This window comes from Brevibacillus laterosporus LMG 15441, from assembly GCF_000219535.2.
GTDB classification, from domain to species: domain Bacteria; phylum Bacillota; class Bacilli; order Brevibacillales; family Brevibacillaceae; genus Brevibacillus_B; species Brevibacillus_B halotolerans.
Genome location: NZ_CP007806.1, coordinates 1,957,968 through 1,976,862, shown reverse-complemented (window position 1 = coordinate 1,976,862; position 18,895 = coordinate 1,957,968). Strand labels below are relative to the sequence as shown.

Below are 18,895 nucleotides of genomic sequence, written 5' to 3'. Positions count from 1 at the left end.
AATACGTTAATAATGAAGAAAAGCCTCGAGCGAAGACAGTTCGTCGAAGCCAAGCTATGGTATATTGTACCACAGTAGCGCATATGAAGCAAATTAGCGGATGGCTGGGATGCCCTCCACTCTCTCAACGCGAACGAAATAAGGGCGAATGGAACCCCATGTTAAAATAGTTTGAGCCAACAGTAAAGAAGCAATAAAAACAATGATAGCTTTCACAAGATGTCTCTCTAAACGACTGGACAGCAATATAAAGCGAGCATCAAACGTTGATTTTTTCATGGAGTAACGCTCCTCTTCCTGTTGATAGTCAACCGTTATTCAACTATACCTTTTTGTCTTATTTCCAATTGACGTTCATAGCATACACGAACAATTTTAGCTCGATCTGCTTCCGATATGGCTGTAAACTGTAGAGATATCCAATTAAAGTCACTCAGCTCCTGCTCCTGAACGCGTGCTACCTGTGCTTTTGCAAAGGCATGACTAACAGTCCCCGCTTTTGCTGGCAAGCTAATCCACATATCTACTTCCTGCTCTTCTTCTAAGAAATGGTTCTTGGGACATGCAAATGCTAGACCACCACCACTAATATCCAGCGTCTTCGCTAGGAACTTCTGTTTTCCTCGAATGCTTGGATAGCTAACAGAGATCTCAAAGCTTGCAGGTACTCGTAGATAGCCTCTGCGTTGCGTGCGAACGATCTGCTCCTTTGGCACTTTTTCCATTAAAAGCATTGGTATATTTTCTTGCTTGGTACCAACAATTTTGGTTTTAAAATCAAAACGCGAGCCATCCTGTCCAACATACCACACGAAACAGGTCGTCCCAATCGGAAGAGACTTCGTTCTGCCTGTTTCCTCGTCGATGGGTAATTCAATCGCAATGTTTTTTTCAGAATAATCTGCTACTCTAGTCTTATATACTTCTTTACTTTGCTCTTCTGACAAGGACGCGAGTGATAGACGCATCACTTGTCCTACTTGAGGTAGCACACTCACTCTTATTTCCTCCCCTTCTCACCCTCTTCCAACATTATACACACGCTGTTATCCATACAGCAAACAAAGAAGTTTGCCCTTAGACAAACTTCTTTGTACTCTCTCTTATCCTCTTATCCTTTTTCGCCATGATTTGGCATTTTTTGCTCGCCTACACTCATTTTTATTACATCCTCTTCTTCACCTGTCTGGGCATTGATATAGATCATATAGATATCCTTTTCAAATTGTCCAGAGAACTCATATGCTAATACTTCTTTCCCGTTATTTTTCCCCTGAATCATGGCAAGTCTAGATTCCGTAACCTTAACATGTGGATTGATCATCGTTCTTGCTTGCTTGGCGGATACCTTTGCTTTTGGAATGATGCGCTGCTTATGGTTAAATAAATATTCGACAGCATGAAAACCATTTACATCCCCATTATCAAGCGCTACTTTGACCGTTACGGAATCAGGATAGATGAGTACGTCTTCCACTTTTGGCACAAACGTAAATACTCCTATCCCTCCGTATGTATCTCGTTCCGTCGCTACCATGTCGCCGTATCCCTTTTCTTTTAGAAACTTCTTAGCACTTTTTTCCGCCTGATCTAAGTTCAATTTTGTTTGTTTGATTTCTCTTTCGTTTAATAACCAGACTACCTTTCCGCCTTTTTTGGTTACATCCATATTGATCGGACTAGCGTTTTTACCAGTTATACGGACACTGTATGCATTGTATTGCATGCCTTTTCCGTTCTTTTCAACAGAAACTTTGTCACCAGACGAAATTTTACCAACGAATTTTTTAGCAATATCGATCGCTTGCTGTTCACTAACTGTTTTTCCTGAAATGCCCTTAATGCGTTGCTGACGTTTCGTTTCCATATTTTGGACAGTCATTCCCCACTCCATTTCAGGGAACTCCTGCACTTTTTTATCAATCGTTTTAAAACCGTCAATGATGGTGTTATCGCCAGGCTGTTGCTGTTTAGCTAAGGCCGTTTCTACATCCATCCAACGCAATTTACTATCAAGAACCTTAGTTTGCACACCAGATAATTCTTTTTGGATGTGCTTGGAGTTTTGGTACAGTTTATTGAGTGTTTTATACTCTTTTTCACTCAACGGATGCTGATTTAAATCTCTCACGGCTACTTCATAAGAAAAATCTGCTACTTTGGATAAAAATTCTTCTGTGTGATTGAATGGCATTAGCGTCAAAGGAAGTTGACCGACATCGTTTTGCGAGGTATACGCTAAACGCCACACATTCGTAAGACACGGAGCTAGTTGCTTGCGTGTGTTTAATACAACAGATTTTCCTAACTCATCATGCAGTTTATTCATATGAAAGTTTAAATCATGGAAGGCTCTTTGGTATTGATTCTCTGCTTTGATTAGTATGCTGTTTTTTTCGTTATGTTCCTGATAGCCCCATACACCAACACCGACCAATCCGATTAAACATACTGGAAACAGCACTCGTGAAATTGCACCATAAACCATTTCTAGATCCTCCTTCTTCCGTTGTTATTGATTAGCGGCAGAATATATGTTTACCAATTTTTTTTACTTGAGGACGCCCCCATATCCATTTGGATGTAGCTGTTTCGGGATTAAAATAATAGGTACATCCTTCAGTAGGGTCCCACCCCTTTAAAGCATCCTTCACTGCTTTCTTCGCATTTTCATTCGGGCTTAAATAAATCTGACCATCTGCTACCGCAGTAAAAGCACGAGGTTCAAAAATAACAGCGGAAGGCGTATTGGGAAACGATGAACTCTTTGTCCGATTTATAATTACGGCCGCAATCGCTACTTGCCCGATGTACGGTTCTCCACGCGCTTCTCCATATACCGCATTTGCCATTAGCTTAAGGTCATTTTCTGATAGCTGTGAAGCTGAAAACGTTTTTTGTGCTGTGGTAGTTGCCACTGGTGTTACCTTAGATTCCATCGGCTGATCCGCATGCTGGTGCTCCACTTGGGGTGGGGTAGTAGCAAGTATTAAATAGAATGCCGTACAGATCACTACAACTGTACTTGCAACCATTAGCCTCCATGTTTTGACCTCTTTACTCCTCATTGGACTTCCTCCTTCAGACCGGTAAATTTCCTTTCCTTGTCTGTATTGTTCGTGAGGGAAATCATGTTTATACAAAAAGAAAGAGACCAGTAAATACCAGTCTCTTTCATTCTTCCAGATGGGTAATATCAAATTTTTCTTGATTGTCGCAGATACATTGCTTAAATCCTGTGTCAACTTTTCCTTCCATGCCTGGGCGACCACGCAAGATAAATTTTTCGCCGCATTGGTTGCACCGTATCATGATTTTAGATCGCTGGGTTTTGAACAATTACAGTCGCCTCCTCATAACCTTTATTGTGGACGATTGTATATATTTTTAGAACTGATATCGTGAGCCAGTTCTACTTTTTTCATTCCAAACCACCAAAGTATTGCCATATATGGCACGACCAGGAACAACCAATAATTAACAGACAGAAAAATAAAATTGTAAATCGCATGATAACACATGGGCAACATTAAAGAGACAAATAATAACCATAGTGGATTCTCGTCGGCATTTGCAAATTTAGCTCTACCCATAAAATAGCCCATATAGATACCGAACAAAGCATGGCTAGAAACTGGTAATAATGCACGCCACATGGCAACTTGCTTTCCGTTAATCACAAGATACAAAAAGTTTTCAAGCGTCGCAAAACCAAGGGAAACCGCTACAGCATAGACAATACCATCATACGGCTCGTTAAACTCTACATGCTTATATGCGGTATGAAATACAACTAACCATTTAAAAAATTCTTCCACAACCGCAGGTGAAATTACCGTGTTAAACCAGACGGAATCGATGCCCCACTCATTTTGAAAAATATATTGCAACACCATTACGGGAAAAGCAAGCAAGATACCAAAAATAAAAGAGCGCACTACCATTGAAATTGGCTCCGGCTCTAAGTTATCGCGCAAATAAAAATAACACAGCAAAGCAAGTCCTGGCGCCAAAGCTGCACCAATTAACGGAATCATATTTTCTTGTTTGCTCCTTTACATAGGTTCCCTATTCATCGTACCATGAAAGATAATATATGAAAACCCGCAACAGGAGAGAGATCCCTATGAAAAAAGTGCTAGTGATAAATACAGGCGGTACCATTGCCATGTCAGTTGAAGAAGGTACAGAAAGCGTTAAACCGTTAGACGAGCATGTCCTAAATCATAATCTTCCCTATTTAAGTAAATATGCTGATGTTGTCATGAAGGATTTCGTTAATCTACCAAGCCCACACATGACGCCTGCTATTATGAATAAACTACGGGAAATCATTGAGCAAGAGCTGTTACAGGATACTTACGATGGCATCGTTATTACTCATGGTACGGATACCCTCGAAGAAACCGCATACTTTCTTGACCTTACCCTGCCAGTAACCGTGCCGATTGTCGTTACAGGCGCTATGCGATCTAGTAATGAATTAGGAGCTGACGGTCCAGTCAATCTGATTTCTTCCGTTCGCACGGCTATCGACCCTAGCAGTCGCAACAAAGGTGTACTTGTGGTTTTTAATGACGAAATTCATGCAGCCCGGCACGTAACCAAAACCCATACCTCTAATGTAGCTACTTTCCAATCCCCCTCCTATGGGCCGATTGGGACTATCTCAAAGAAATCCATTCAATATCATCATGCACCACTTTCACGCGAGTTTTACGAAATATCGCATGCGGATGGAAATGTACCGCTTATTAAGGCAGTCACAGGTATGGACCCTGCCTGGCTTCACTTTTTATTAGACCAAAAAATTGACGGAATGGTAATTGAAGCATTCGGATTAGGAAACCTGCCTCCGATGATCCTTCCTGTATTAAAGGAGCTATTACAGCGAAATGTACCTATTGTAGTTGTTTCTCGTTGCTACAATGGACAGGTACAAGACCTATATGGATATGAAGGTGGAGGCCGCCAATTAAAAGACATGGGTATGATCTTTTCAAACGGATTAAATGGACAAAAGGCTCGTCTGAAGCTGTTGGTAGCCTTGCAGCAAACCGTTGATTCAACTAAATTGCAAGATTGCTTCGATCACTAAAAGCTTAGTGTATATTCGTAACAGCCACGTAGAAGTAGGATATTTCCTTTCTGAGTGGCTGTTTTGGTTTGCTCTACCCGTTCCCCATCCTTGCTCATTAAAATGATAAGAAAAAAAGCCTTCTTGGCATTAAACCAAGAAGGCTCTTCATTTAGCTTACACCCATCCGCGGAAACGTGATGCTTCCGCCATCTTACGAGCGCCTACCATGTAAGCAGCTAAGCGCATATTTACACGGCGTGTTTGAGAAGTCTGATAGACGTTTTCAAACGAACGCACCATTACACGTTCTAGCTTCTCTTCCACTTCTTCTTCTGTCCAATAGTAACCTTGGTTGTTTTGTACCCACTCGAAGTACGATACTGTTACACCGCCAGAGCTAGCAAGTACGTCAGGCACTAACAAAATGCCGCGTTCTGTCAAAATTTTTGTAGCCTCCAAAGTAGTTGGTCCATTGGCTGCTTCTACTACAATAGAAGCTTTGATGTTATGTGCATTATCGGCTGTAATTTGGTTTTCAATAGCAGCCGGTACAAGAATATCGCAATCCAATTCCAATAGTTCTTTATTGGAAATGGTATTAGTAAATAGTTTGGTAACAGTACCAAAGGAATCACGACGATCTAAAAGGTAATCAATATCCAAACCATTTGGATCGTATAGAGCACCATAAGCATCAGAAATACCTACCACTTTAGCACCTGCATCATGCATGAATTTAGACAAATAGCTTCCTGCATTACCAAAGCCTTGTACAACCACGCGAGCACCTTCCAGGTTGATACCTACTTTCTTAGCAGCTTCTCGAATGCAGATCGTTACTCCCTTTGCTGTAGCAGTTTCACGACCATGAGACCCACCTAATGCAATAGGTTTACCTGTAATAAATCCTGGAGAGTCAAACTCACGAATGCAGCTATACTCATCCATCATCCAAGCCATGATTTGTGAATTGGTAAATACGTCTGGAGCAGGAATGTCTTTCGTTGGTCCAACTAGTTGACTGATAGCGCGTACATAACCGCGGCTAAGACGCTCTAATTCTGGGAAGGACATTTCACGCGGATCACAAATAATTCCACCTTTTCCTCCACCATAAGGCAAATCAACAATTCCAGCTTTCAAGCTCATCCAAATAGAAAGCGCTTTCACTTCATCCTCTGTAACTTCTGGATGGAAACGTATGCCGCCTTTTGTTGGACCAACAGCGTCGTTGTGTTGGGCACGATAGCCTGTGAACACTTTAGTCTCGCCATTGTCCATTCGAACTGGGATGCGAACAGTCAGGACTCGCAAAGGCTCCTTTAACAGTTCGTACATCGACTCTTGGTAACCTAGTTTTTCTAGTGCTTCCTTAATCACCGTCTGCGTCGAAGCCAAAAGATTCAAACTTTCTTTTTGTTGCGCAGTCTCAGTGTTGTTGGTTACCATTTCGTGATTCCCCATTGTATAATCACCTCAAAAAGTTATGTTCAGTAAATCCATCGTTCAGTATACACGCTCAATACCTGAAAGAGAAGTAAAAATTCTGCTTTTTCCTTATTTATAAGAACTTTCTAGAAAAAACAGAAATTCTCGCTTGTCACTAAACTTTCCTACAGCCAAAGCATACTCCTCTTTTACTAAAATGAAAAGGGTTACTTGCTCTGAAATGTGCTTTCTTTTGTATTCGATTGGGAGAACCTATGTCATAATAACAATTAGAAAAGGCTATTAGGAGTGTGAATTTGTTGACAACACAAAAAGGAATTCTACTAATATATGCACATCCAGACGACGAGACATTTGCCTCCGGTGCCACGATTGCATTCTATAAGGACCAAGCGAATGTACGTCAAACTCTTCTGTGTGCTACGAGAGGTCAGGCAGGTAAAGCAGGGACACCACCACTATGCACACCTGAGGAGCTACCCGCCTATAGAGAAGCCGAATTACGCCATGCCTGTGACATCTTAGGTGTAGATCGGGTTGCGGTATTAGATTATGAAGATAAACTGGTAGACACTTCTCCCATACAAGAGCTTGCTGCCCATATAAAAGCAATGATTGATGAGGAACAACCACAAATTTTAATTACGTTTGCTCCGCATGGGATATCAGGTCATCCTGATCATATCGCGATGTCGAAGGCTACTCAGTATGTTGTGGATCACCTGCTGGACGATTCTTCAAGCGTTCGTAAGCTATATCATGCAACCATCCCGTTAACAGCTCCCTTTACGAGTAAAAACGGGACACCTACCAATGGCGATTCATTGGAGGATATTACAACTATCATCGATCAAAAGCCCTACAGAGAGCAGATAGCGAAAGCCTTACTAGCACATAAAACCCAGCATTTATCTGTCGAGCGAGTCTTTCCAGGTATAACCTCTCATGATTATAAAAACGTACCAACCACTAATTATTATCTATTGGCATGGCATAACTTGCCCAACTATCAGCCTACAGAAAAAGAAACCGACTTATTTGCCGGTATCCAATAAAAAATGACTGCATAAAAAAGAAGGACACCTTATAACTTACGCACATAGGTGTCCTTCTCTTCTTATTAACGAAAATATCGAGCGATTTCTTTAACAGCGTCATCAGGCATGATCGACTTTCCGTATTCTTCTAACACATATACAGTAATAGGATTTGCCTCACCATATTCCGATAAAATCGCAATGAGATGCTGGTAACGCTCTTGTTCAAGCTCTACATCCTCTAAAACAAGGTAGTATTTATCCTGATAAGAATATAAGCTACCTCCATATGTTAAAAAGGCATTAATTCTGTGAGCTACCTCTACGACATGTTCAAAATCGCGGAAAGCATATATGATTAAGTCACTCTCTTCTAAAGTAACTTCCATTTCGTATACATCATCTTCTTCATCTTTTTCAGCAGTGATTCCTGTTTTGCCACGAGTGACAATGACTACCATTCCTTGGGCAGGTAAAGCAAAGACTTCTACAGCAACCGGACCAGATATTTCAAATCCAAGCTCATCATAAGCCTGCTCCATCATATCATTAAAAAGCTCATGAACTTTAGGAATGTCACGCCACATGTCTTCCTTTTCAATACCTCGCTCCGTAAGATCGTCAAAGGTTAAAAAAATTCTTATCTTGTCTTGGCCAAGGCGTTCAACTCGCATGACTGTCCCTCCTCACCATCCAGTCCTATTACAACGTATGTTAAGAAGCCTGTAATAGTTCCGTACATACATCTATAAATAGAATAACCTGGCGTACAAAAATATCTATTTCATTCTTACTAGACAAACTCCCTTTAAGCTATAATCCTGCTGTAAATATAATTCATCCATTCTTGTATAATACCACATTGTGAGACAAGAACATAGATATTGAAGTTTTTCCTACTACTCTCTTTCCGACATAAATCGTCAATCTAGTGGAAAACCAAGGTATTATTGTCAGAAATTTTACCTTCAAAGAAAGAATAACAACTAGGCCAGGCTCAATTATATACCTATACGTAATATTCTAGCAGTTCGTTTCATGTAAAAAAAATATACCCAACTGATATGTATTTATACAACTCATTGATCCTGTTCAATATGATCTCATAATCCACAATATGCATGGGACAAAAAAAATGACGTTACTGCTTCCAGAAAACTTATGAGCTTTTTCCCGACGCCTGTTCATCATCGTTTCTCATCAAGTGCGGAAGATTATAACGTCATATCATAAGCCCATCTTATGGCGATCTTTATTCTTGTGCCAGCTCCAATAATCGCTTGTGTATCCAAATAGCAGCCTGAGAGCCGTCTCCCATTGAGATTGTAACCTGTTGAGAGTGAGCATTGACGTCTCCAGCTGCCCAGATATTGCGATGATTCGTTTCCTTGGTTCGTGGATCTACCTGAATATGTCCTTGGGGTAAAAGTTGAATTTGAAAAGCTTGTAGTAGGTCTGAATTAACATGTGCTCCGGCAAAAGCTAAAAAACCTCGTTCTACTGAAATTGCTTCACCAGAGCGTAAATTTATTGATGACAAATGACCGTTCTGCTGTTCTATAGAGACGATCTCACCCTCTCTATAATAGTTCCCCCATTCATTAGCCCTGATTTGATCCTCCTTATCCAGCGATGTTAGCGAATGATTAATAACCATGATATCTTGTGTGTAGTATTTTAATTCCTGTGCCATTTGCAAGGCTTGCTTGCCCGAACCAATTACGACTGTACGCTTTTGCTGGACTTCATAGCCATCACAATCAGGGCAAATGTAAATGGATTCCCCTAGGCATTCCACCAACCCTGGAATCTCTGGCAAAGGGTCAGTAATTCCCGTGGCAATAAGTAAAGTCTTTGCCATAAAGGGTTCCTTATGTTCTCTTGTGGTTACGCAGAAAATATGCTCCTGATTCTGCTCACAAAATGTTGCTTCATCTTGAATAAATGCGGCTCCAAAACGCTTGGCCATTATTTCTCCCTGCGTTCTCAGTTGCATTCCACTGACACCCTCTGGATAACCCAAAATGTTTCGGTATTTACGGGCTAAGGTTGATCTCCCTGATTTTTTGTCAATAACTAAAACCTTATGTAAGCTTCGCGAGAGCTGAATTGCTGCTTGTAAACCAGCAATTCCGCCTCCAATCACGATGGTGTCGTAAATCATGAGTCCCTCCTAACGGTTTCTCTATCTAGAGTAACCATTTTAGGCGATTAACATGATTATCTTTCACTAATCTACAGGAATGTAAAGTGTTTTTCCTTCTATTAATGGGGCTTCTGTATTAAGACCATTAAAAGTTGCGATTCGTTTTACTCCATTATTATTTCCATAGTAAGCACGGGAAATCTTATGTAAATTATCTCCTCTTTTAACTTTATACAATTTACTTTTTATTTTTTTTGCAGGTTTTTCCTCACTTACCGTTGCTTCAGGCTTGTTTGAAGCTGGAACTGAAGTTGGGCTAGTTTTCTGCTCAGCGGTAGTTTTATTAGTAGTTGGGGCCGAGGTACTAGTAGGTTTAACGGTAGATTTAGCCGTAGAGGCAACGGTAGCCTCTGTACCTAAACCACCTTTATCCCCTTCCTGCCCAAGGACTGCATTATTCGCTGGTTTCTTATCCTCTAGCTGCGGCTGCATTTCAGGCTTTGCAACATTTGCCGGATCTGTCCCCTCCCTATTTAGAGGTTCAGGTTCTGTAACGGAAACTCCTGTTCCTGAAGCAATCGCATCTGTCCGCGTCTGGTGCCCACTAAAAATTAATGCCGGTTGTGTCGAATTCATCTCCTTCCAGATGAATAAAACACCTGCCACGACTACTGCTCCTGCTAACGGAACAATGATTTTCCATCCACCTCCACTAGCGAGTGTGGACGAGGCCTTTACTTGCTCCTTAGATTCTTCGTTCTCACTCTTTGCTGCTTGTTTTTCTTCGCTTATGAGACTTGTTGCTTGCTTCTTTTGTGCTTGTTTTTTATTTTTGATCCTCGTTTTTCTAGGAGGTAAGCCAAGCAGGGTATCCTGCTGCTCTGCTATTTGCTTGTCTCCATCTCTACCTTCCATCTTATTTCCTCCCCTTCGTGTTACATATCTTCCTGTGAATGTATCGAGCTTGCCTTATACTTTAAAAATAAAGCAAGGACGAAATTGATAGTAGCATGAACAAACATAACTGTGATCAGACTATTGGTCCAGGTAAAAAGTATGCCTAGTAAATAGCTTGTTAGAAACACCATTCCAATGAGAATAGGTTTTTGTAAATATCGAAAATGAATCGCTGTGAAGAGTATACTTGTCCACACATTACCTATCAACTCATGAATTACACCGCGAAAAAGCCATTCCTCACTAATCCCTACAGCTACACAGAGTAAAAACGTAGTTGGAATCGAAAGAGAACGAAAAATCCGTTCATTCATTCCACCATCATCTACCCAGCTTGGCGGAACTGTTTTTTCTATAATAATATTACTAGCCACAACAAGGACGATCAAAAGAACTGCATAGCCAAGATAAGAAGGGTGCATCGTTAATAGAAGCTGCCAAAATTCTGTTTTCGTATAAAGAAACCATGACCCTAGTAGGGCAATCAAAAGAACGATACCTTGTGTGAGCCACAGATTGAGTAACAGCGTACGGTCATCTAACTGTTCTAGCTTATTGTTTCTATTCACAACGAAGCGGAACCTCCTTCGTTTGGCGATTTACGGGGCAACAATCGTTCCAGGGCTTCCGTAAGATTCCAGACTGCTTCACGAGTAATCCGTTCCTGCTTTACAGACTCATGATAAAGCTCTCTGTTGATTCCGCAGGTTCTACAGCATGACTCTGGTTTTTCTATCATCCTCTCCCCAAAATAAGCTAGCAACGCTTCGCGAAAACAACCAGATGTCTGAATCCACTCCTGCATAGTCCCTAATTTCGCAAATTTAGAACGCTTTACTAGCTGTATTCGTTGCTTCATCGTACCATGGATGAGCTTGGGGTCATGTGGTTGAATCCAGTAGGTATACCCGTTTTTTCCTAGTTGAACACTATGAACCGCTCCTGCTTCCTGTGCATAGTAAAATAAGAGCCTTGTTACATTTTCGCCAATGCCAATAGCTGCAAAAAGTTCCTCATGTGTGATTTTTTGCTCATACCCCTCTCTGGTGGGAACGTGGGAATCAGCTCGATGAACTGAGGTACGTAGCAGTCCTAGAAAGGCAACTAATTCTTCGTCTGTTGGATATTCGTTTTGGAAAAGACGGTGGTGAATATGCACATCCTCTTCCTGTACATACAAACAAGCATATCCAGGTTGTTGGTCACGTCCAATCCGTCCAACCTCTTGTGTATAAGCCTCTATGCTTGCAGGAAGATGATAGTGAATAACAAAGCGGATATCTGGCTTATCAATTCCCATTCCAAATGCATTCGTAGCAATAATCACGTCTAATTGATTTGCAATAAATTGCTCTTGAATCAAAATCCGCTCCATCGGGTTCATTCCACCATGAAAGCCGCTTACCCGCTGAATCCCGCCTTGCTGGCACAGCACTACGAGTTGTTCTACTGCTTGCCTTGTACTGCAGTACACGATGCCCGGCTTTTGGCACTCACGTAATTGAGCAAGCAATCGTGTGTTTTTGTCCGCCTCATCGCTGGCCGGATATAGATCATAGGCAATGTTAGAACGATTCACACTTAAGCGGATTTGATTATCTACAGCAATGTCAAACAGATCAGCAATTTCTTGCGCCACGTTATGTGTAGCAGTGGCCGTCACAGCTAGCACAGGAGGTTCTCCCAGTGCTTTAATCAAAGACGGCAATTTTAAATAATCTGTGCGAAAGTCATGGCCCCACTGCGATATGCAATGAGCCTCGTCAATCGCTACCAAGGACACACCTCTTTTTTGGAGGAGCCGGATAATCGAAGGTTGTTGCAATTTTTCTGGAGAAATATAGACAAGCTTGTATTTCCCCGCTTCCAGCTCATCTATGACCAAGCGAATTTCATCACGATCCAAGGAACTATTTATGTAGGTCGCTAGCCGATGTCCGTTTTTTAACAACTGCTGAACCTGATCGACCATTAAGGAAATTAGCGGGGATACTACAAGTGTGATACCAGGCAGCACATATGCCGGCACCTGATACGTAAGTGATTTTCCACCACCTGTAGACATGATACCAAGCACATTTTCCCCTTTTAAGATTCGACTAATAATCTCCTCTTGTCCAGTGCGAAACGCGGCATGACCAAAGTACCGTTGTAAGATAAGACGAATGTTTTTCATATTTGTTTCCATGCTGACGCTCCTCTAAGGGCCAAAGCCAATCGGATTTGCAAATAACTATAATCATGGCCCAATTCATCCTTTAACAGTCGCAGTCGCTTTGTCTGTAGGCGATCGCTTGCTTCATGTACGAATTGAATCTGCTGATCGCTCACAAAACGACCATACTTACAAGGCAGCCCCTTTAAAGCAGCTTCAATCAGATGATCCTCTACGGTATTTAATTTAATCGTACGCCTAGAAGCAATCGCCTCAAGCGTCATATCTTTTTGAAGCATGTTATATGTTTCCCAAGCACTTATACTGATTGGCGGCTTTTGTGCTGGTTGAAGCAGGCATAGTTTTTGTAATAAGGGGAATCGGCCTGATTTGTTCTCCTTTACCTCACAATACAAGCTACTCCAAATCGACAACAGCTTTACCTCCGTAAGTAGAAATGATTCACGAAATTGGTAGGCAATTTGCCGAGCTGTGAGGCCTACCTGTGAAGCTCCCGTCCACTGCAAAAAAAACTGCTGCTGTAGCGTAGGATCAAGCATATCCATAAACAGATAGAGCTCGTCTGCCAATCCATTAAGCCATGCCACTCGCTCATCCGGCTCTGCCAGCAGTTGCTTGATTCTACGTTGAATCTCTTTGTTTTGCACAATCGGTGAAAAGTGAGAGTTATCATGTAATAGCTGTGAAATAGTTTGAACCATGAGCAAAGCTTGTAAGCGAAATAACATTGCTTGCTCTGTTATCGACATCCCATTAATTCCAGATAACCACCGCTCCAATTGATAGGTTTTATTTTGTTCACAAAGTTGTTGATTCCCCAAATGAGTTAGCTCAAAGCTTGATATACCATCCTTTTGTGCTGTATTAGTATTTGAGACCCACTTTTTTTCCATGAGGTTTTGGATGATTTGCTCCCACAGCCCTCTTGAAATCCAAGGGAAGAGCCGATAATAGGAGTGGAGGTTAAAATTATTCACATCCTGCCATACTTGATTAGCTTTACGTCCTTTTACCATGTAGTAGAGAGATTGAGGAGTACGTTCCCCTTGCAACACAGCTAGACCTTTCAATACGAGAGCTTCAAAAAATCGGAAATCTTGTTCCTCCATGGATCAAAGTTTCTCCTTCACGTTTGATTAATTTATTTATTTTATCATGAAAGCAGTGACAAAAATTGATTGTACTGTTTTTGCTTTAGACGGAGGGATTACCTATGACAAAGCGTTTGTCCAAGCACGAGTATATTGTTACATACATGATTATTTTATCATTAACATGTTTGGTTGTCGGATTTTTTTGGGGAGCAAACGTAGTTCAATCTAAAATGGATGAGCAACTAACTCAGCTCCAGCAATTAACGCACCAAACACATAATCAGGAAAAACTCATTCGTGAAAAGAAACTATACCCCGAGCAAGATTTTACCCATTATTACTACAGCTTTTATGAACCACTCAGCACTTTTCAAACTGACTATTTTTATTATGTAGCCAACTTACAGGGAAAAACATTGAAAGAACAAAAAGGAGTTCATAGCCAACTCAAACAAGTCGTACAGACTAAAATCGAACAGCTAGAAAAAGTATATATCAGTGAACGTTCTCCTTTGTTGGTTGCGTCTAGAAATCAATTTCTTGGAAGCCTACATACCTTACATAATAGTTTAACGAAAGCCATGGCAGATACGAAAGGCAATCACTACTCCTCCGAAGACATCGCAGCCCTGCGTCATGCCAAAGACTTTCAATCAGAATATTTACAAGCTCAAACGAAATTTTATCATGCGATTGCTATGTGGGAACAAATCTATGTACTACAACACTCTATCGGTGATGTCGATATTACCTCGCTGACATTTGCAGCATGGGATACACTGCCTTTTCATTATCGCAATTACATATCTGCACGATATATGGAGAATATTAGAAGCATACCTCAATTCTTCCCTCAGGATTTGACGGCTTCTATCGATGCGCGTATAAAAAATAAAGAGACAGTGAAATTAGGCTGGCAAAACATCCCGTTTGGTGTTAATGTATTGATTGCAAGCAATGGGGTACATGCTGGAGATTTTGTACAATTAAACAAAAAGATCTACCCTGCTCTCTCCTTGCCTGAAGTGCCGATTTATCATAAATAAATCGTGATCTAGGTACATATTTGGACGCGATTCATTCTTGTAATCGGCATAAAGTAATTATACAATAATTGTGTAAGCTGGACGTACTATCAAGGGGCAGGAGGTGAAACCATAATGACTACATGGGTAGATAAAGATACCTGTATTGCGTGTGGGGCCTGTGGCGCCACAGCTCCTGATGTATTTGATTACGACGATGAAGGTTTGGCGTTCAACACGATTGACGACAATACAAACACTGCTGAGATCCCTGAGATCCTGCACGATGATGTTCGTGACGCAGCAGACGGTTGCCCAACTGACTCTATTAAAATCGACGGATAATCGATTGCAATCAAATAAGGAAGACCAAAACCACTTATCTCTGCTTTAGCAGTGTGAGTGGTTTTTCTTCTGTCCAAACCTTGTTTTATCTCAATAAAAATTTACTTTTTTAAGCAAAGCTTGCTTGCTAAAATCCGAATATTTATCTATAACATTCTCATTTTTAACTCTATTATCCTCGGTTGAACAAACTCTCATTTTTTATTATTTTCTACCATTTGTCTCTCGTTTTCTACTTATTACTCGTTTTTTCTTCATATCACAAAAACCGTACATTCACCTGTTTTTACAACACGATTATGTATCTACTTCACTTAATTACGAACAACAGCAGCAGTACATAAAACCAATGTTCTTTCTTTTTCAATTTTTCTTCTTGACGCTACTGTTGTACGGTGATAAAGTAAGTTCTAACTTTAACAGCTACATACAAAACAACTTTGACGAAGAGATGCTTTTACAGGAAATCCTCAGAGAGCCGGTGGGTGCTGCGAACCGGTGATTCCTTTAAGAGATGAGCACTTCCGAGTTGGCAAACCAAGCCCGCTTGCGGTCGTAGGTTTGAACGGATGATCCGTTATCTCTCAGGTCTTGTTACCTGGTAAGGTTCTTTTTTGCGAAAAGAAGAACAAATGAGGGTGGTACCGCGAATATAACTTCTCGCCCCTCACTACATCATGTGATTTGTAGTGGGGAGGCTGAGAAGTTTTTTTATATGCTTAAAAGACAAAATGTCTACAAGTAAGGAAGCCATAGAGATATATTTAGGAGGATGAGAATCATGTTTAAAGAGAAAATCATATTACGTATACCTGGCCCTACCCCAATCCCACCTCGTGTGCAGCAAGCAATGAACCGTCCCATGATCGGTCATCGCAGTGGTCAATTTTCTCAAATGCTTTCTGACGTAGCTGAGAAAATAAAACCGGCTTTCGGTACCGCTCAGCAAGTGTATGTCATTGCCGGAAGCGGTACAAGCGCTTTGGAAATGAGCGTAGTTAATACTTTGCAAGCCGGGGATGAAGCAATCGTCACGATTAGCGGAGCTTTTGGCGAACGATTCGCAAAAATCTGCGAACGGTATCAAATCAAAGTTCATCGTTTAGAGGTTGCTTGGGGAGAAGCAATTACGCCTGAACTCTTGCAAGATTTTCTCGTACAGCATCCGATGGCAAAAGCTGTATTTGCTACCTATTGTGAAACATCCTCTGGTGTGTTAAATCCAATACCTGAATTATCGAAGGTCGTTAAAAAGCATAGCAACGCTTTATTTATTGTTGATGCGGTTAGTTGCTTAGGAGCTGTGCCTTGCGAAATGGATGAATGGGGTCTGGATATCGTTGTAACAGGTTCACAAAAAGCCTTTATGCTGCCTACTGGACTTGCTTTTATTGCCGTTAGCCAACAGGCATGGAAACGTATTGAACAAATCACTCCTCAAGCCTTCTATCTTGATCTTAAGGCATATCGAAAAAGTATGGCAGATCAGACAACGCCTTATACCCCTGCCGTATCCCTTGTGTTTGGATTAGAGGAAGTAGTAGCAATGCTCGATGAAGAAGGTCTTCCTCAGGTATTCGCTCGCCATGAGCTTATGAAAAATATGACACGGGCTGCCATGAGAGCATTAGGATTACCGTTAATGACAGAGGATGAATACGCCTCCCCTACTGTTACATCCGTAGATCCTGGCGATTTATTTGATGCGGAGGAGCTACGTAAAATATTGCGCACCAAATATAATGTGGTCATTGCTGGTGGACAGCAGCATTTAAAAGGAAGGATTTTCCGAATTGGTCATATGGGCTATTGTGATCCGCAGGACGTATTGACTGTCATTTCACTCATTGAAGTCTCTTTACAACAGATTGGTTACGAAATAACATTAGGTGCCGGTGTACGTGCGGCTCAGGAGGTATTGATTCAGCATGGATAAATTTCGCGTATTAATAAGTGATCCCTTAAGTGAACAAGGTATTCAGCAACTGCTAGACGCTCAGGATGTGATCGTTGAACAAAAAACAGCTCTATCTCCTGATGAATTACTTGAAATCATTGAACAATATGATGCTTTATTGGTTCGGAGTCAAACACAGGTGACTGCTGAAGTAATACATGCAGCGAAGAAACTAAAGGTAATTGGTCGTGCCGGTGTTGGTGTCGACAATATTGATATTAATGCGGCCACGGCAGCAGGTATTGTAGTTATCAATGCTCCAGACGGTAATACCATTTCCACGGCTGAGCACTCCTTTGCAATGCTTATGGCTGTCGCTCGCAACATTCCTCAGGCACATAAAAAATTGGTTGATGGAGCATGGGACCGTAAAAGCTTTCAGGGTGTAGAGCTTCACAATAAAACCTTAGGAATTATTGGAATGGGCCGAATTGGTTCTGAAGTAGCGAAGCGAGCAAAAGCCTTTCAAATGAACGTAATTGGTTACGATCCTTATTTGACAGACGAACGCGCTCAAAAGCTTGGTGTAACAAACGGCACTGTAGATGATATTGTTACAAAGGCGGACTTTATCACCGTGCATACTCCATTAATGAAAGAAACCAAGCATCTATTAAACGCCAAGCAGTTCGCTAAAATGAAACCAACCACACGGGTAATAAACTGCGCGCGCGGTGGAATCATTGATGAAAAAGCCTTGTTACATGCATTAGATAACGGATTAATTGCTGCAGCCGCACTTGATGTATATGAAGAAGAGCCGCCGGTTAATAATCCATTGATAGGTCATCCACGAGTTGTTACAACTCCTCATCTAGGGGCATCTACTGTGGAAGCCCAAGAAAATGTTGCGATTGATGTATCTGAAGAGTTACTCAAGGCATTACGTAATCAAACTTTCAAAAATGCAGTAAATTTACCTACTGTAGATGCTCATCTAATGGAACGGGTACAACCTTTCTTCTCCCTATCTGAAAAATTGGGACAATTCTTAGCTCAACTAACAATCGGTGCATTACAAGAAGTGAAAATTACGTATAGCGGCGAATTATCTGAGATGAGCACCTCTCCATTAACTCGCACGATTTTAAAAGGCTTATTAGCATATCGACTAGGTGCCGAAGTTAACTACATTAATGCACCCTACCTAGCAAAAATGCGGGATATCTCAGTAACGGAAGAAAAGTCAACAATATCCCGTGGTTTTACCAATTTAATTACTGTGACACTTCGCTCCAATCTAGAGACAAGAACGATTGCTGGTACGCGCTTAAATGGCTTTGGTGATCGAATTGTCAAAATTGATCAATCCACCATTGATGTACAGCCTCAAGGCTACCTCCTATACGTTCAGCACCATGACCGCCCAGGTGTTATTGGATATGTTGGCAGCGTTCTTGGACAAAATGGTGTCAATATTGCCACCATGCAGGTAGGCCGTAAGGATGTAGGTGGAGATGCCATTATGATGCTAACCGTTGATAAACCGCTTAGCACTGAACTCTTGGATGAACTAGGTCAATCCCTTGAAATCTCTAGCGTAACGCAAATTGAGTTATAACAATATAAGAATCTAGGTAAAGTATAGATGAACCTGTAAACAGCCAAACTGGTAGAGATTCTGCCTTT

At 41.3% G+C, this 18,895-nt stretch carries 19 protein-coding genes and 1 other annotated feature; of the genes, 6 read left to right on the top strand and 13 right to left on the bottom strand.

Going from position 1 to position 18,895, the window contains the following annotated elements; genetic code table 11:
* Nucleotides 1-93: 93 nt before the first annotated feature.
* From BRLA_RS09140 to prsW, 6 genes are all read right to left on the bottom strand, one after another.
* A complete protein-coding gene (locus BRLA_RS09140) occupies nucleotides 94-279 on the bottom strand; it encodes a hypothetical protein (protein WP_003338506.1) in 186 nt (61 codons plus the stop codon).
* Between the two features lie 35 nt (nucleotides 280-314).
* Nucleotides 315-998, bottom strand: a complete 684-nt coding sequence (locus BRLA_RS09135) for a flagellar brake protein (RefSeq protein WP_003338504.1) — start codon at nucleotides 996-998, stop codon at nucleotides 315-317.
* Between the two features lie 113 nt (nucleotides 999-1,111).
* Entirely contained in the window at nucleotides 1,112-2,488 is a 1,377-nt protein-coding gene (gene ypeB, locus BRLA_RS09130) for a germination protein YpeB (protein WP_003338503.1), read from the bottom strand.
* Between the two features lie 31 nt (nucleotides 2,489-2,519).
* Entirely contained in the window at nucleotides 2,520-3,245 is a 726-nt protein-coding gene (locus BRLA_RS09125) for a cell wall hydrolase (protein ID WP_003338502.1), read from the bottom strand.
* Complete coding sequence (locus tag BRLA_RS24220; protein WP_003341839.1) at nucleotides 3,175-3,339, bottom strand: hypothetical protein; 165 nt, start codon at nucleotides 3,337-3,339, stop codon at nucleotides 3,175-3,177. Before BRLA_RS24220 ends, BRLA_RS09125 begins: the two co-directional genes overlap by 71 nt.
* Before the next feature lie 23 nt (nucleotides 3,340-3,362).
* Nucleotides 3,363-4,037 (bottom strand): glutamic-type intramembrane protease PrsW, encoded by a 675-nt coding sequence (gene prsW / locus BRLA_RS09120; protein WP_003341841.1) that lies wholly within the window; start codon nucleotides 4,035-4,037, stop codon nucleotides 3,363-3,365.
* 89 nt (nucleotides 4,038-4,126) lie between these two features.
* On the opposite strand from prsW, the gene BRLA_RS09115 reads away from it, so the two are divergent.
* Nucleotides 4,127-5,098 (top strand): asparaginase, encoded by a 972-nt coding sequence (locus BRLA_RS09115; protein ID WP_003338500.1) that lies wholly within the window; start codon nucleotides 4,127-4,129, stop codon nucleotides 5,096-5,098.
* Nucleotides 5,099-5,254: 156 nt separating this feature from the next.
* Here BRLA_RS09115 and BRLA_RS09110 read toward each other — a convergent pair whose 3' ends face one another.
* Nucleotides 5,255-6,529 carry a Glu/Leu/Phe/Val family dehydrogenase gene (locus BRLA_RS09110; RefSeq protein WP_003341845.1) on the bottom strand — a complete coding sequence of 425 codons (1,275 nt, stop codon included), beginning with the start codon at nucleotides 6,527-6,529 and terminating at the stop codon, nucleotides 5,255-5,257.
* Between the two features lie 296 nt (nucleotides 6,530-6,825).
* On the opposite strand from BRLA_RS09110, the gene BRLA_RS09105 reads away from it, so the two are divergent.
* Nucleotides 6,826-7,584 (top strand): PIG-L deacetylase family protein, encoded by a 759-nt coding sequence (locus BRLA_RS09105; protein WP_003338498.1) that lies wholly within the window; start codon nucleotides 6,826-6,828, stop codon nucleotides 7,582-7,584.
* Between the two features lie 65 nt (nucleotides 7,585-7,649).
* Here BRLA_RS09105 and BRLA_RS09100 read toward each other — a convergent pair whose 3' ends face one another.
* From BRLA_RS09100 to BRLA_RS09075, 6 genes are all read right to left on the bottom strand, one after another.
* A complete protein-coding gene (locus BRLA_RS09100) occupies nucleotides 7,650-8,240 on the bottom strand; it encodes a genetic competence negative regulator (RefSeq protein ID WP_003338497.1) in 591 nt (196 codons plus the stop codon).
* Nucleotides 8,241-8,818: 578 nt separating this feature from the next.
* The gene (locus BRLA_RS09095; RefSeq protein WP_003338496.1) at nucleotides 8,819-9,730 is read right to left on the bottom strand and encodes an NAD(P)/FAD-dependent oxidoreductase; all 912 of its coding nucleotides are present in this window, start codon (nucleotides 9,728-9,730) and stop codon (nucleotides 8,819-8,821) included.
* A 66-nt stretch (nucleotides 9,731-9,796) separates the two neighbouring features.
* Complete coding sequence (locus tag BRLA_RS09090; protein ID WP_003338495.1) at nucleotides 9,797-10,627, bottom strand: LysM peptidoglycan-binding domain-containing protein; 831 nt, start codon at nucleotides 10,625-10,627, stop codon at nucleotides 9,797-9,799.
* A gap of 20 nt (nucleotides 10,628-10,647) precedes the next feature.
* Nucleotides 10,648-11,238: a CPBP family intramembrane glutamic endopeptidase gene (locus BRLA_RS09085; RefSeq protein WP_003338494.1), complete on the bottom strand. Its 591-nt coding sequence runs from the start codon at nucleotides 11,236-11,238 to the stop codon at nucleotides 10,648-10,650.
* The gene (locus BRLA_RS09080) at nucleotides 11,235-12,857 is read right to left on the bottom strand and encodes a RecQ family ATP-dependent DNA helicase (RefSeq protein ID WP_003338493.1); all 1,623 of its coding nucleotides are present in this window, start codon (nucleotides 12,855-12,857) and stop codon (nucleotides 11,235-11,237) included. Before BRLA_RS09080 ends, BRLA_RS09085 begins: the two co-directional genes overlap by 4 nt.
* Nucleotides 12,842-13,954, bottom strand: a complete 1,113-nt coding sequence (locus tag BRLA_RS09075) for a YpbB family protein (RefSeq protein ID WP_003338491.1) — start codon at nucleotides 13,952-13,954, stop codon at nucleotides 12,842-12,844. The genes BRLA_RS09080 and BRLA_RS09075 overlap by 16 nt, the downstream gene beginning before the upstream one ends.
* Before the next feature lie 104 nt (nucleotides 13,955-14,058).
* On the opposite strand from BRLA_RS09075, the gene BRLA_RS09070 reads away from it, so the two are divergent.
* The 4 genes from BRLA_RS09070 (at nucleotide 14,059) to serA (ending at nucleotide 18,827) form a co-directional block, all read left to right on the top strand.
* Entirely contained in the window at nucleotides 14,059-14,985 is a 927-nt protein-coding gene (locus BRLA_RS09070; RefSeq protein ID WP_003338490.1) for a hypothetical protein, read from the top strand.
* A gap of 114 nt (nucleotides 14,986-15,099) precedes the next feature.
* Nucleotides 15,100-15,309, top strand: a complete 210-nt coding sequence (locus tag BRLA_RS09065) for a ferredoxin (RefSeq protein ID WP_003338489.1) — start codon at nucleotides 15,100-15,102, stop codon at nucleotides 15,307-15,309.
* Between the two features lie 431 nt (nucleotides 15,310-15,740).
* Nucleotides 15,741-15,980: a binding site (T-box leader), on the top strand.
* 110 nt (nucleotides 15,981-16,090) lie between these two features.
* A complete protein-coding gene (locus tag BRLA_RS09060) occupies nucleotides 16,091-17,245 on the top strand; it encodes a pyridoxal-phosphate-dependent aminotransferase family protein (RefSeq protein ID WP_003338487.1) in 1,155 nt (384 codons plus the stop codon).
* Nucleotides 17,238-18,827 carry a phosphoglycerate dehydrogenase gene (gene serA, locus BRLA_RS09055; protein ID WP_003338486.1) on the top strand — a complete coding sequence of 530 codons (1,590 nt, stop codon included), beginning with the start codon at nucleotides 17,238-17,240 and terminating at the stop codon, nucleotides 18,825-18,827. The genes BRLA_RS09060 and serA overlap by 8 nt, the downstream gene beginning before the upstream one ends.
* Nucleotides 18,828-18,895 lie beyond the last annotated feature (68 nt).